A 12,945-nucleotide genomic window follows, 5' to 3' on the forward strand; every position below is an offset into this window, starting at 1 on the left:
CAGTGCGAGGCGACGGGCAACTGGGCGATCAACTCGGGCAACGGCTTCTACGGCGGTCTGCAGTTCACCTCGCAGACCTGGGGCGCCTTCGGCGGCCACGCCTACGCCGCCAACGCCCACCAGGCGTCCAAGGCCCAGCAGATCGCGGTCGCCGAGAAGGTCCTGGCCGCGCAGGGCCCCGGCGCCTGGCCGGTCTGCTCCGTCAAGGCCGGCCTCACCCGCTGACCACCCGCAGACCATCCGGCCGGAATCCGGCTGACGCCCGGCCGGAACCCGGCCGTACCGCGTGCCCCCGGGCCCGCATCCCCGGACCGGGGGTGCGGGCCCGCACCGCGTTCAGCCGAGCTCGTGCTCGAAGACGTAGGTGTGGACTCCCGCGTCGTCGATCCGGATGTCGAACCGGCCGGTGATCCCGGCCAGACCGTCGGTGCCGGTGCCGGGCACCACCCTGACGGCCAGCCGCTCGCCGCCGCTGCCGGGTGCGCTGTGCTGCAGCACGAAGCTGCCCTTGCGGCCGTCCAGCTCGCCGGTGAACCGCTCGAACGCCGTGTACGCGGCAGGCTGCCCGTCCCCGTCGGCGGCGCTCAGCATCTCCACGGTGCTGGTGCCGGTCAGCGCGCCCTCGAACGTCTTGGTGAGCCGCACCCGGGCCAGCGTCGCCCCCGGCCGCTCGTCGACGACCTCCGGCTCCCAGCTGTCCACCGTGAACGAACCCTCGGCCTGCGTGCCCATCACTGTCCCCTCGTCGGTGCCCGTCCACGGCTGTCACGCCGCGTGCCGTCAGCGTCGCACGGGGCACCGACAGACGGGATGTCGTGGCGGGCGCCGGGCGCCGGGCGCCGGGCGGTGACCGGTGGGCCGGTCGGGCCAGCCGCGCGCGGTCAGGCCAGCCGCGCGCGCACCGCGGACGCCAGCCGGGCCGGGGCGGCGTCGTCGTACTGCAGGAACAGCCGCGGCTCGGTGAGCTCCAGCTCGATGAGCACCGGCGCGCCGTCCTCGTCCCGGACGAGGTCGACCCGGGCGTAGAGCAGGTCGGCGCGCTCCGGCACCGCCGCGAGCACCTGCTCGGCCATGGCCAGCTGGTCGGCGTCCGGCTCCCGCAGCTCGTCGGCGAACCGGCCCTCGGGGCCGGACAGCATCGGCCCGCGGCGCACCGCGTGGCTGAAGCCGCCGCCGATGAACACCAGCGAGGTCTCGCCCTCGCCGTCCACCGCCCGCAGGTACGGCTGCACCATCGCGGTGCGCCCGGCGGCGGTCAGCGCGGCGGCGTGGGCCGCGGCGGCCTCCTGGTCCGTGGTGCGTACGGTGTCGCGGGCGCCCGCCGAGACGGTCGGCTTCACCACCAGCTCGGGCCACGGCGCCGCAGCCTCCGTCAGCCGCTGCCCGGGGGCGACCCAGGCGGTCGGCACGACGGGCACCCCGGCCGCGGCGAGACCGCGCAGATAGGTCTTGTCGGTGTTGCGCTCCAGGACCGCGACGGGGTTGCAGAGCCGCGTCACCGCGGACGCCCGCCCGGCCCAGGCCAGGAACTCGGCACGCCGCCCGGTGTAGTCCCAGGTGCTGCGGACCACGGCCACCCCGTAGCGCGACCACTCGACCGCGGGGTCGTCCCACACGACGGCCTCCGCCGCGAGGCCCGCCGCGGCGAACGCGGCCAGCGCCGTCGCCTTCTCCCGGTCGGGCGCCTCACGGCTCGTCACGTACGCCACGGCGGCCTGCGGTATCGCGGTCATGGGGGTGCTCTCCTCGCTGCGCACGGTGCCGGGCGGTCCGGACGGTTCGTCGGAGCACCACCCTAGGGCCGCTTCGCCGGATGCCCGGGGCGGGGTCCGGGGCGGGGTCCGGGCCCGGCCTCGGGGCGGGGTCCGTAGGGTGTCGTCATGACCGAACTCGTGGGGGACGACGACCTGGCCGACAGCCCGGTCGTCGCCAACAGCACGATGAACCGCGCCCGGACGCTCGCCGGGGTGAACAGCTACACGCGCGAGCTCGGGTTCGACCCGGTGGCCCGGCTGGGCGGCCGGCCCGGGGCGTGGCTCGACCTCTGCAGCGGCGAGGGGCGGGCGCTGGTCGCCGCCTCCGCTTCCGTGGCGGAGGGCGCCGAGCTGACCGGCGTCGACCTCGTGGGCCCGCTCGGTCCGGTGCCGTCCGCGCGCGGGGTGCGGCTGGTGGCCGCGTCCGTCACGGAGTGGCGGCCGGAGCGGAGCTACGACCTGGTCACCTGCGTGCACGGACTGCCGTACCTCGGCGACAAGCTGGGCCTGCTCGCCCGCTGGGCCGGCTGGCTGACCGCCGACGGCCTGCTCGCGGCGACCTTCGACCCCGCATCGGTGCGGCGGCCGGACGGCGGGAGTGCGGCGCGCGCCGTGCTGGCCGTGCTGCGGGAGGCCGGATTCGGGTACTCCGCCCGCCGAAGGCTGCTCACGCTGGAGGGCGGGCGGGAGCTGCCTCCGGCGTTCGCCGGGTTCCGCTACCTCGGCGCCGACCCGGCGGCCGGCCCCAACTGGACCGGCCAGCCCGCGGTGGCGTCCTTCTACGCGTGACGCCCGTCGTGCGGCGGCCCGCCCGCGTGGGGACGCGGTGGGGGCGCGCGGGCCGTTGTGCACCGGGGGTGACAGCGATCTGTCGGTGTCCTGCCGGTGCGCCCTGCGACGGTGGGTGGACGAGGCCGGAGGCGTGCCCCGGGCCCCACCGCCCCGGGCCCGCGGGGCCGTCGGGAGACAGGGAGAGCCGATCGTGGACCAGCAGCTCGTGGACCGTGTGTGGGAGTACCTCAACGCCGGACAGACCGTGGACGTGGAGGCGCTGGACGCCCTGTACGACCCGGAGTTCGCGAGCGTCCGCTGCGACGCCGGCCGCGTGGTGACCGTGACGAAGGACCGGTGCCTGGCCGGGTTCCGTGCCCTGCGTGCGCAGGGGTGCACCGCCGGAGGGACGCTCGACGACGTCCGGGTGCTGGCCGCCGGCGTCCACGACGGCCACGGGGCCGTCGTCGTGCGGCGGGTCAGGGACGGTGCTGCCGTCCTCCACACCTTCGTCTGGCGGCGGGAGGACGGCCGCTGGGGCGCGCTCCTGCGGGAGTTCACCTTCGACGAGGACGCCGGCACCCCGGCGGCCGGTGTCACCGCCTGACGGCCGGCTGCCCCCGCACCGTGGCGCGGGGGCAGCGGGGGCAGCCGGGGTGTCCAGGGCCGCCGCCGGGGTATCCGGGGCGTCCTGGCGGTGCTACCGGGTGAGTCCGGCGAGGAGGCGGCGGCCCTCGGGCCAGTCGCCGAGGCCCGAGTCGGCGTTGATGTGCCCGTGCGCGCCGAGATCGACCAGCCGGGATCCCCACGCCTCGGCGAACACGGCGGCCCGGGCGGGGGTGCACCAGGGGTCGTCGCTGCTCGCGACGACGGTGCTGGGGAAGGGCAGCGGTTGCAGCGGTACCGGCCGGAAGCCGAACAGGTCGGGGATGTCGGCCGTGTCGACGTCGGCCGGGGCGACGAGCAGGGCGCCGATCACGCCGGCGGCCGCGCTGCGGCCGGCCGCCCAGTGCGCCACGAGGATGCAGCCGAGGCTGTGGGCCACCAGGACGACGGGCCGTCCGGCGGTGGCGACGGCGTTGTCCAGTGCGGCGGTCCAGGCAGCGGGGTCGGGGTGGTCCCAGTCGTCCTGGCGGACCCGGACGAACCCGGGCCCGGCGGCCTCCCAGCGGCTCTGCCAGTGCGCGGGGCCGGAGTTCTGGTAGCCGGGCAGGACGAGGTGGAGGGCGTCGGTGCTCACAGGGCGGTTCTCTCCTCGGGGTCGGACGTCAGGACGCGGGCGGCAGGACTTCCTCGACGGCGCTCGTGCCCGCACCCGGACGCGACTCCCACTGCCAGGTCTCGTCGAGCCGGAGCCGGCCGTCGGCGAGCCGGGACAGCCGGCTGACGCAGTGTCCGCTGCTGGTGTGCCCGGTCCGGTTGAGCTGGACGTACCGGAAGTCCAGGGTGTCGCCGTCCCGGGTGCCGACGAGGTGGCCGTGCGCGATGTCGCCGCCCTGGTAGGAGGCCCAGACGCGGTCGTCCTGCTCGCGGTAGGCGAAGCTCGTCCCCTGGTCGGCCTCGCCGTGCTCGGCGCGTGCGATGGGCGAGAAGACCAGGCCGTCGAGGGATGGCAGCATGGTGGGCTCCTTCCGTGCGGGGCCGCCAGTCGATCACGGCCGTGCGCAGCCCTGCCCGGGGTTTCCGGATGCTGGGACGGCCCGCGCCCCGGCCCGGTTCAGAGGTAGTCGTCGAGGAGCGCGAGGGTGAAGCCCTGCTCGTCGGCGGTGCGCAGCACGCGGCGCAGCATGTCGACCATCGTGCCGGACCACTCGCCGGGCCCGCGGAAGTGCGTGAGGACGATGTCGCCCGGGTGCAGCCGGTGGTCGGCGTAGCGGTACTCGATCCGGTCGGGGAAGGCCTCCTCGTTCCAGAGCGGCACGGCGCGGATGCCGCACTCCTGGGCGGCCCGGAGCGTGTCGTCCGTGTACTCCCCGTACGGCGGGCGGAACAGCTGGGGGCGGGTGCCCGTCGCGCGGGTGAGTTCGTCCTGCTGGCCGCAGATCTGGGTGCGCTGGTCGGCGGGGGTGAGGCGCCGCATGTCGCGGTGGTCGAGGGTGTGGTTGTTGACGGCGACGCGGGCGTTCCCGCCGAGGCCGAGGAAGTAGCCGTAGTCGGAGCGTGCGAGGTAGCCGGTGAGGAAGGTGCTGTAGGGGATGCCGAGTTCGGCGGTCATCCGGGCGAACTCCGGGTCCTTGGCGGCGCCGTCGTCGATGGTGAGGAAGATGACGCGGTCGTCGGTCGGCACCCGCTGGACGACCGGGGGCAGCCCGGGCCGGAGGGTGACGCCGCTCTGGCCTGCGGCGACGGCCGGGCGCTGCCCGGGCGGGGGCGGCGCGGTGCGCGGCAGTCGTTCGAGCCCCCAGCTCCGGGCCTTCGCCTGGGCCCGGCGTTCCGCCAGGTCGCGGGCGAGGGCTGCGGTGGCGGCGTTGACCTCCTGCTGGCCGGCCCGTCCGGGGAGTTCGACCGTCGCAGGCGGCAGCGGTGCCGGTGAGCTCGTCGTGGGGGGAGCGGGATGGGCGGGCGGGGTGGGCGGCGGGGACGCGCTGCAGGCCGTCAGGGTGAGGGCGATGCCGACCCAGAGTGCGGGTGCGACGCGATGACTACCTGATGATCCGATCTGCATACCGGCGGATGATCCCCGGGCCTGACGGATGCCAACCGGCCGACCGCGGAGCGTCCCACGGGCGGCCGATCTGCCGGAGTGTCGGCCGTGCGCGGGTGGCCTGTCGTGGTAAAGCCTCGCGGCTGCGGTCGCGGTCGTGGCACGGCGGTGCCGGGATCGGGATCGGGATCGGTGTCGGATCGGGCCGTGGCGCCGGGTGGTCGGTCCGTCGCCTTCCGTCGTGGTCCGGTGCCGGTCGTGCGCCGTGCCGCGTCCGGCGTGCCGTCCACCGCGTACCGGAATGAACACCTCCGGTTGACACCTTCGGACGACCGGGGCTAGAGAGGGAGAATGCGCCTGGGTGTGCCGGCTGAAGGCAGGCCGGGGGCCGACACCGGGAGACGGGATGGCCCCGCGCCCCGCGACGCCCCGGACCGGAGCCACGCGCCGGACGGCGCCGCCACCGGCGCGGACCCGGCCGTCACCGCTCCCGTCACCGCTCACGCCGCAGGACCGGCCGCCTCCGCGGAGCCGCACGCCCCCGCAGCCGCACCGCACGCGCCGGGGGCGTTCGCCGCCGCGGCCGAGGCCGCCGCCCGTGCCGCCGCGGCCGGAGCCGCCGCCGAGCGCGACGAACTCGAACGGCTCCTCGCCGAAGCCCTGACCCGCGCCGTCGACGTCACCGCGGGCTACGGCGGCCTGATCTACCTGCCCTCCGCGGACGGCCGCTCCCTCGTGCTCAGCACCGTGGTCGGCGTGCCGCTCCCGCTCCTCAGCGCCTTCCGGCGGATCGCCGTCGCAGCGCCGCTGCCGCCCAGCGAGGCGTACCGCACCGGGCGCACCATCGTGCTCGTCGACCCCGACGAGACCATGCGCCGCTTCCCCCGGCTCTCCGTCGGCCTGCCCTACGCGTACTCCTTCGCCGCCGCCCCGATCGCCACCCGCGAAGGCGTGCACGGGGTGCTCTGCGTGCTGTGGCCCAGCGCCGGGGCCGGGCTGCCCCCCGGCGCCAGACGGCAGCTGCGCAGCTCCGCCAACCGCATCGCGGCCGCGATCGGCGCGTACGGCCACGGCGTCGTCGCCGCGGCGGCCGAGCCCACCGTGGTGCAGCTGCCCCCGCCCTCCGGACCGGCGACCCGGGTCGGCATCTTCGACTGGGACATCCGGGGCCGCACCGTCACCGTCGACGACGAGCTGTGCGGCATCCTCGGCATCGACCCGGCCGCCTTCGACGGCCGCGGCGCCACGCTCCTCGGCCGGCTGTCCCCGGAGGACGTGCCGCTCCTCCGCGTCGACCTGCGCCGCGCCGCCCGCGACGGGCGGCCCTTCGACCGGCCGGTGCGGGTGCGCGACGCCCGGGGCGGGCACCGCACCGTCGAGCTGCGCGGCCGGCGGGTCGCGGACGGCACGCACCTGGTCATCGTCGTCCTGGACGACTCGGCCGGATCGGCAGCCGTCGCTGCCGTCGAACGGCTCCGCGACGGGGTCTTCGCCCTCGATGCCGAGGGCATGGTGGTCTACGCCAACCGCAGCGCGGAGATGCTCCTCCAGGCCCGCCGCGACGAACTCCTCGGACGGCACCCCTGGGACGTCCTCGCCTGGCTCGCCGACCCGGCCTACGAGGACCGCTACCGGGCCGCGATGCTCTCCCGCCGGCCCACCGCGTTCCTCGCCTGCCGGCCTCCCGACCACTGGCTGGCCTTCTCGCTCTACCCCGACGCGCACGGCGTCACCGGGCGCGTCCTCGCCGCGGCGTCCCCCGCCGGCACCGGCGACCACCCCGCCCCGCTGCCCGAGGCCCCGCCCGCCACCCCGGCCAGCCTCGGCGCCACGTACCACCTGCTCCAGCTCGCCAGCGCACTGACCGAGGCGGTGAGCGTCCAGGAGGTGTGCGACACCGTGCTGGAGCAGATCCTGCCCGGCTTCGGCGGCCAGGAGCTCGCCGTCTACCTCGCCCAGCACGGCCGGATGCACCTCGTCGCACAGAGCGGCTACCCCGAGGGGTTCCTCGACCGGTTCGAGGCCACCCCGATGCGGGCCAGGCTGCCCGGCACCGAGACCCTCAGCACCGGAGCACCGCTGTTCTTCCAGTCGTCCGGCGAACTCCTCGCCGCCTACCCGGGCATCCCGCAGGACGAGATGCGGGCCTGGGCCTTCCTGCCGCTCATCGCCTCCGGCCACCCCGTCGGCAGCCTCATCCTGGGCTTCGAGCAGCCCCGCACCTTCACCCCCGAGGACCGGGTGCAGCTCACCGCACTCGGCGGACTCATCGCCCAGGCCCTCGAACGCGCCCGCCTCTACGACGCCGAGTTCGCCGTCGCCCGCGGACTCCAGCAGGCCCTCCTGCCGCACCGCCTCCCGGACGTCCCCGGCATCACCATCACCGCCCGCTACCTCGCCGGCACCCGCGGCATGGAGATCGGCGGCGACTGGTACGACGCCATCGCCACCCCGCACGGCCTCTGCCTCGTGATCGGCGACGTCGAGGGCCACAACGTCGGCGCCGCCGCCACCATGGGACAGCTGCGCAGCGCCGTCCGCGCCTTCGCCTCGGGCGGCAGCCCGCCCGCCGAGGTCCTCGTCCGCACCAACCACCTCCTCGTCGACCTCGACCCGGGGCTGCTCGCCAGCTGCTGCCTGATCCACCTCGACCCGACCGACGGCCGCGCGCACGGCGTCCGGGCCGGCCACCTGCCCCCGCTGCTGCGCCGCCCGGACGGCCGTACCGAGCTGGTCGACCTCGAAGGCGGCCCGCTGCTCGGCGTCGACCGGACCGCCCACTACCCGACCACCCGGCTGCACCTGCCCGTCGGCTCCGTGCTCGCCCTCTACACCGACGGCCTCGTCGAGACGCCCGCCACCGCGATCGACACGGGCATCGACGAACTCCGCACCTCCCTCGCCCACAGCGATCCCGCGCTGTTCGCCGGGCCGGGCCCGGCAGGCGGCCACCACGCCCCGGGCGGCGGCCGCGACATGCACCACCCGGCGGTCGGGACGGGAGGCACCGGCACCGGCAGCCTCGACCTGCTCGCCGACCGGCTGGTGAGCAGGGCCCGGCGGACCGCCCAGCGGCTCGACGACATCGCGCTGCTCCTCGTCCGCCGCGAGTGACGCCCGACGGTCGGCTGCGACGGCTGAATGCGTGGGCCGGATGCGGCGGCCGGGTACGGCGGCCGGGTGCGTGGAGCGGGTACGACGGGGTCCGGGGACGGGTCCGCGGAGCGCGACTTTCGTCGCGGCAGGTCGAGACGGAGGGTGACGGCGGCGCCTCCGCGGCGGCCGCTAGCCTCGGCCCGTGACCTCGAAGACGACCGCAGTCCGCCCCGGCCGACCGCTGCTCGGAGCCCTCGTCGGAGCCCTCGTCGGGGCCGTCCCCGCCCGGGCCGGCTCGGCGCCGCGGGCGCTGCTGCGCCGCGTCCTGCCCGGCCCCTGGGGCGGGCGCCACATCGCCTCCGAGGCCGTCACCGTGCTGCTGCTCGGCGGGCTCGCGGCCCTCGTCGAGCTGACCGACGCGTCCGCGGCGTCCTCGGCGGCCGTCGGCCTGGCCGCGGCGGTGCTCCTGCTGTTGCGCCGCGGCCTGCCCGCCGCGGTCCTGGTGCTGGTCGGCGTCGGCGTGAGCTTCCTCGGCGGCTTCGCGCCCGTCCTGGTCGTGGCCGGCTGGTCCGCGGGCTTCCGGATAGCCCGCCCGCTGCTGCTGGGCACGGTCTTCGGCACCTCCCTGGCCGCCGTCCTCACCACCTCGCTGTGGTTCAACACCGACGAGCTGCCGGTGCGGGCCAACCTGTTCATCTCGGTGATCGGGTTCCTGCTGCTCGCGGTGCTGCCCGCCGTCATCGGCCGGTACCGCGCCCAGCGGGTCGCACTGCTCGCCGCCCTGCGCGAGCGCAACGCGCAACTCCTGCGCGAACGCGCCATGATCGCCCACCAGGCCCGACTGCGCGAACGCCACCGGATCGCCCAGGACATGCACGACAGCCTCGGGCACCAGCTCGCCCTCATCGCCGTCCACACCGGCGCGCTGGAGGTCGACCGCAGCCTGACGGACCACCAGCGGGAGGCGGTCTCCGTGCTGCGCCGGGCGGCCTCCGGCGCGATGCGCGAACTGCGCGAGGTGGTGGGTCTGTTGCGCGACGACACCCTCAGCCAGGCCGGCGGCGTGGAGGCCGTCGAGCAGCTCACCGAGACCTCCCGGGCCGCGGGCGCGGACGTCTCGCTGCACCGCTCGGGCGACCCCCGGCCGCTCGCCGCCGCCGCGGGCCACGCGGCCTACCGCACCGTGCAGGAAGGGCTGACCAACGTCCACAAGCACGCCCCCGGCGCGCCCGTCACCGTCGCCCTGCGCTACGAGCCGGACGCCCTCGTCGTGGAGGTGCACAACGGCCCGCCGCCCGTCCCGGCGGAAGGGGCGATCGGCGGCGGCCAGGGCCTGACCGGCCTGCGGGAGCGCGCCCGGCTGCTCGGCGGCATGGTGCACGCCGGCCCGACCCCCGAGGGCGGCCACCGGCTGGCCGGTGTCTTCCCGTACGACGCGGCCGGCATCCCCGGACCGGACGAGGAGCCGGAGACGGCTCTGCCGGTGCCGCCCGACCCGGCCACCCGCCGGAGCCCGGCACTGGGCTGCGCCCTCGGCGCGGGCCTGGTGCTGCTCGCGGCCCTCGGCATCGTGGTGTGGGGTGCCTTCCTCTTCTTCGAGGTGCTCGGCAACGCCACCCTGCCCCGCGACACCTACGACGCGCTGAGGGTCGGTCAGAGCGAGCAGGAGGTGCGCTCCCGGCTGCCCGCGGGCAGCGAGCTGATGACCGGCGAGTACCGGACCCAGGGACCGCCGGTGCCGGCCGGGGCCACCTGCGACTGGTTCATGTCGGGGGAGGAGACCGGCACGCTGGAACACGAGACCGTCCTGCGGCTCTGCTTCGCCGACGGCCGGCTCGCCGAGAAGCAGCACTACCCTGCCAGGTGACGACCCGTACCGCCGCACAGGAGGCCGCAACCGTGATCAAGGTCCTCGTCGCCGACGACGAACCGCTCATCCGGGCCGGCATCCGGATGATCCTCACCTCGGCGGAGGACATCCACGTGGTGGCCGAGGCCGGCGACGGCCGCGAGGCGCTCGCCCTGGCCCGCGCCCATGCGGTCGACGTCGTGCTGCTCGACATCCAGATGCCCGTCATGGACGGCCTCACCGCCCTCGCCGAACTCCCCCGGGCGGCCCCCGGCGCCCGCGCCCTCGTCCTCACCACCTTCGGCGAGCGGGAGAACGTGCTGCGGGCCGTCTCCTCCGGCGGAGCCGGGTTCCTGCTCAAGGACACCGCCCCCGGCGAACTCATCCAGGCGGTACGGGCCGCGGCCGGCGGCAACGCCTTCCTCTCCCCGGCCGCCACCCGGCACATCGTGGACAGCCTCGCCGCCGGCCCCGCCACGGCACGCGGCGAGGCGGCCCGCAGCCGCCTCGCCGCGCTCACCGCACGCGAACGCGAGGTCGTCGACCTGCTCGGCGAGGGCCTCTCCAACGCGGACACGGGCAGCCGCCTCCACATGAGCGAAGCCACCGTGAAGACGTACGTCAGCCGGATCCTGGCCAAGCTCGGCTGCGACAACCGTGTCCAGGCCGCGCTGCTCGCCCGCGACGCCGGGCTCTGACAGGAGGTCACAGGCACAGGTCACAGGCACAGGCACAGGCGCGGGCACAGGTGCCCGGTCACCGGCAGGCAGGCAGGTCGGCCGACTGGCTGGCGGCCGGCCGCGTCCGCCCGGTCAGGTCTGCGGCTGCAGCACCCCGGCGAGCTGGGCCTGCGCCCGGTCGAGCTCGCCGTTGAGCTGGGCCCGCAGCGCGGGCAGCAGGGCCAGGGCGGCACGCGCCGCGTCCGCCGTCGGCTCCGGGTCGGCCTGGGCGGCGAGCACCGCCGACCGCAGCGGCATGGGCGTCAGGGCGGTCTCCCAGGCGGCCCGGTGCACCCCTGCCGCGTACCGCGAGGTGAGGTACTCCAGCGGCCCCAGCGCGAGGCCGTCGGCGTCGTCCGGCCCGGCCAGCCGGTCGCTGGGGAGCAGCCAGGCGATGCCGTCCCGGGCGATCAGCTCGAACGCCCTCGACTCGTCCGGCACCGACCAGCCACCGGTGGCGGCCTGCAGCAGACGCTCCAGCATCGCGGCCTCCCGCGGCCCCGCGGGCCGGTCCGGGTGCTCCTGGTCGGCGAGCAGCTGGGCGAGGTGGTAGCGCTGGCCCCAACTGCCCACCCAGCGGTGCATGGCGCCCGCGCGGGTCTCGCGCAGGGCGGCCAGCGCCAGCGAACGGGTGGTGAGGTCGCGTCGGACGAGTACGCCGTTCGCGTCCGGCCCGGCGGAGCGGAGGGCCGCCAGCACGGTGGCCGGCGGCGGGCCGTCGTACCAGCGGAGCGTCCACGTGCGGTGAGCCGGGTCGTACTGCGGCTCGAACGGGGTGCGGTACTGCACGCCGAGGCGGTCGGCGAGCCGGCGCAGACGGGGCCCGCGCGGGGAGTGGTGGGTGGGCATGGCTGCACAGTAACCACCGCCGGTCGTACCGCCGCGGCATGCGCGGCGACGCGCGGCGGGCCTCACCCGGTGGATGCCCGGCCGACCCGCCGGCAGGGTGACAGGCCCCCGTCCGACGGTACGCCTCCTTAATGGGGGAGAACTTCCCCGTAAAGAAGAGTGGTTGGGGCTCGATCGAGCTTTCGGTATGCACGGTGCACACGTAGCGTGACCCTGCTTGGTCAAGTCTTTGCACGATGTCCGCGCCGCCACCGCCCCGGAACCCGGTGGCGCGGGCCCGCGGGGGGTGCGAACCACAGGGGCGGACAGTGGACGGTTCGGCACGTGAACACGACAGCGGCGAGCGGTCGCAGCAGTGGGACGGCCTGTTGGCCGAGCCCGTCGGAGGCGGGCGGTTCCGCTGGCAGCTGAAGGCGCAGAACGGTCGGCTGGTCGCCGTCTCGCTCCCCGTCCACGCGTCGCCGGCCGACGCCGAACGGGCCTTCGCCGACCTGGTCGAGGCCGCGCCGGCGCTGGTCGCCAGGATCACGCACGTCCGCGACGGGCTGGGCTGGGTCTGGGTGGTACCCGGCCCGAACGGGGCAGCACTGGTCCGCTCGCACCGCGCGTACGAACGGTACGCGACCTGTCAGAACGCCTTCCGAAGATTTGTCGCCCTGCTGGTGAAGCAGGGCGGACGAAGCCCCGCCGGACCCGGGGGCCGGAGGTGACCGCCGGGCGGCGTGCCCGGCTGCTCGCCGTCCGCGGCACCGACGGGACCGTCGGCTGGACGATGCGTGCCGTGAACGGACGGCAGCTGGCCTGCTCGGCCCGGCTCTTCCGCGACGAGGCCCAGCTCGCCGACTCGCTGCGCGAGCTCCTCCGCGAGCGGACCACCCTCCGCTACCGGCTCGGCCTGCTCGGCCCGCAGCTCTGGGGATGGACGGCGCTGCCACCCATCCGCAGCACCAGGCCCGGCGCGCCCGAGCCCGAGCCGATCGCCCGCAGTGCCCGCGGCTACCTGCGGCGGGACCAGTGCCGGCAGACGATCGAGAGCTTCCGCTCGGGCCTGCAGGACGTGCAGCACTGGCTCGACTGAGCCCGAAGGCCGAACCCGAAGGCTGAGCCCGAAGACCGGGCCGAAGGCAGGGCCCGAGGGCAGGGCCCGCGCGCAGGATCCGGTGGCGTGACCCGATGGCGCAGCACCCGGTGGTGATGGCCGCCGGGCGCATCGTCATGCCCGGGTACCCGGACGCCCGGACGCCCGGACGCCCGGACGCCCGT

The 12,945-nt window shown here is 76.0% G+C and carries 13 protein-coding genes and 1 pseudogene; 8 read left to right on the top strand and 6 right to left on the bottom strand.

The genetic code is table 11. The features are described from left to right. Positions 1-222: pseudogene (locus SNE206_RS19440) on the top strand (transglycosylase family protein); the annotation flags it as partial. A 114-nt stretch (positions 223-336) separates the two neighbouring features. On the opposite strand, the gene SNE206_RS19445 reads toward SNE206_RS19440, so the two are convergent. Then, on the bottom strand, positions 337-732 hold the full coding sequence (locus SNE206_RS19445; protein ID WP_407914685.1) for a DUF3224 domain-containing protein: 396 nt from the start codon (positions 730-732) through the stop codon (positions 337-339). Between the two features lie 149 nt (positions 733-881). Beyond that, on the bottom strand, positions 882-1,733 hold the full coding sequence (locus SNE206_RS19450) for a RimK family alpha-L-glutamate ligase (RefSeq protein WP_407914686.1): 852 nt from the start codon (positions 1,731-1,733) through the stop codon (positions 882-884). A gap of 147 nt (positions 1,734-1,880) precedes the next feature. On the opposite strand from SNE206_RS19450, the gene SNE206_RS19455 reads away from it, so the two are divergent. After that, on the top strand, positions 1,881-2,543 hold the full coding sequence (locus SNE206_RS19455) for a class I SAM-dependent methyltransferase (protein ID WP_407914687.1): 663 nt from the start codon (positions 1,881-1,883) through the stop codon (positions 2,541-2,543). Positions 2,544-2,736: 193 nt separating this feature from the next. Beyond that, positions 2,737-3,132, top strand: coding sequence for a nuclear transport factor 2 family protein (locus SNE206_RS19460; RefSeq protein ID WP_407914688.1), 396 nt, complete (start codon positions 2,737-2,739; stop codon positions 3,130-3,132). A gap of 93 nt (positions 3,133-3,225) precedes the next feature. Here the strand turns inward: SNE206_RS19460 and SNE206_RS19465 are convergent, their stop codons facing one another. The 3 genes from SNE206_RS19465 to SNE206_RS19475 form a co-directional block, all read right to left on the bottom strand. Further along, positions 3,226-3,765 (bottom strand): RBBP9/YdeN family alpha/beta hydrolase, encoded by a 540-nt coding sequence (locus SNE206_RS19465; RefSeq protein WP_407914689.1) that lies wholly within the window; start codon positions 3,763-3,765, stop codon positions 3,226-3,228. A 28-nt stretch (positions 3,766-3,793) separates the two neighbouring features. Next, the gene (locus tag SNE206_RS19470; RefSeq protein WP_407914690.1) at positions 3,794-4,144 is read right to left on the bottom strand and encodes a hypothetical protein; all 351 of its coding nucleotides are present in this window, start codon (positions 4,142-4,144) and stop codon (positions 3,794-3,796) included. 98 nt (positions 4,145-4,242) lie between these two features. After that, on the bottom strand, positions 4,243-5,190 hold the full coding sequence (locus SNE206_RS19475; protein ID WP_407914691.1) for a polysaccharide deacetylase family protein: 948 nt from the start codon (positions 5,188-5,190) through the stop codon (positions 4,243-4,245). 342 nt (positions 5,191-5,532) lie between these two features. Here SNE206_RS19475 and SNE206_RS19480 point away from each other — a divergent pair, with 342 nt between their 5' ends. The 3 genes from SNE206_RS19480 to SNE206_RS19490 all read left to right on the top strand — a co-directional run bounded on the left by SNE206_RS19480 (position 5,533) and on the right by SNE206_RS19490 (position 10,812). After that, positions 5,533-8,283 carry a SpoIIE family protein phosphatase gene (locus tag SNE206_RS19480; protein WP_407914692.1) on the top strand — a complete coding sequence of 917 codons (2,751 nt, stop codon included), beginning with the start codon at positions 5,533-5,535 and terminating at the stop codon, positions 8,281-8,283. Between the two features lie 184 nt (positions 8,284-8,467). Continuing rightward, positions 8,468-10,132: a sensor histidine kinase gene (locus SNE206_RS19485; protein ID WP_407914693.1), complete on the top strand. Its 1,665-nt coding sequence runs from the start codon at positions 8,468-8,470 to the stop codon at positions 10,130-10,132. A gap of 32 nt (positions 10,133-10,164) precedes the next feature. Next, positions 10,165-10,812, top strand: a complete 648-nt coding sequence (locus tag SNE206_RS19490; protein ID WP_407914768.1) for a response regulator — start codon at positions 10,165-10,167, stop codon at positions 10,810-10,812. A gap of 114 nt (positions 10,813-10,926) precedes the next feature. Here the strand turns inward: SNE206_RS19490 and SNE206_RS19495 are convergent, their stop codons facing one another. After that, the gene (locus SNE206_RS19495; protein ID WP_407914694.1) at positions 10,927-11,682 is read right to left on the bottom strand and encodes a hypothetical protein; all 756 of its coding nucleotides are present in this window, start codon (positions 11,680-11,682) and stop codon (positions 10,927-10,929) included. A 308-nt stretch (positions 11,683-11,990) separates the two neighbouring features. Between SNE206_RS19495 and SNE206_RS19500 the strand changes: the two genes are divergently transcribed. Continuing rightward, a complete protein-coding gene (locus tag SNE206_RS19500) occupies positions 11,991-12,392 on the top strand; it encodes a hypothetical protein (RefSeq protein WP_407914695.1) in 402 nt (133 codons plus the stop codon). After that, complete coding sequence (locus SNE206_RS19505) at positions 12,389-12,760, top strand: hypothetical protein (protein WP_407914696.1); 372 nt, start codon at positions 12,389-12,391, stop codon at positions 12,758-12,760. Before SNE206_RS19500 ends, SNE206_RS19505 begins: the two co-directional genes overlap by 4 nt. Positions 12,761-12,945 lie beyond the last annotated feature (185 nt).

The sequence above is a fragment of the Kitasatospora sp. NE20-6 genome (assembly GCF_045862635.1).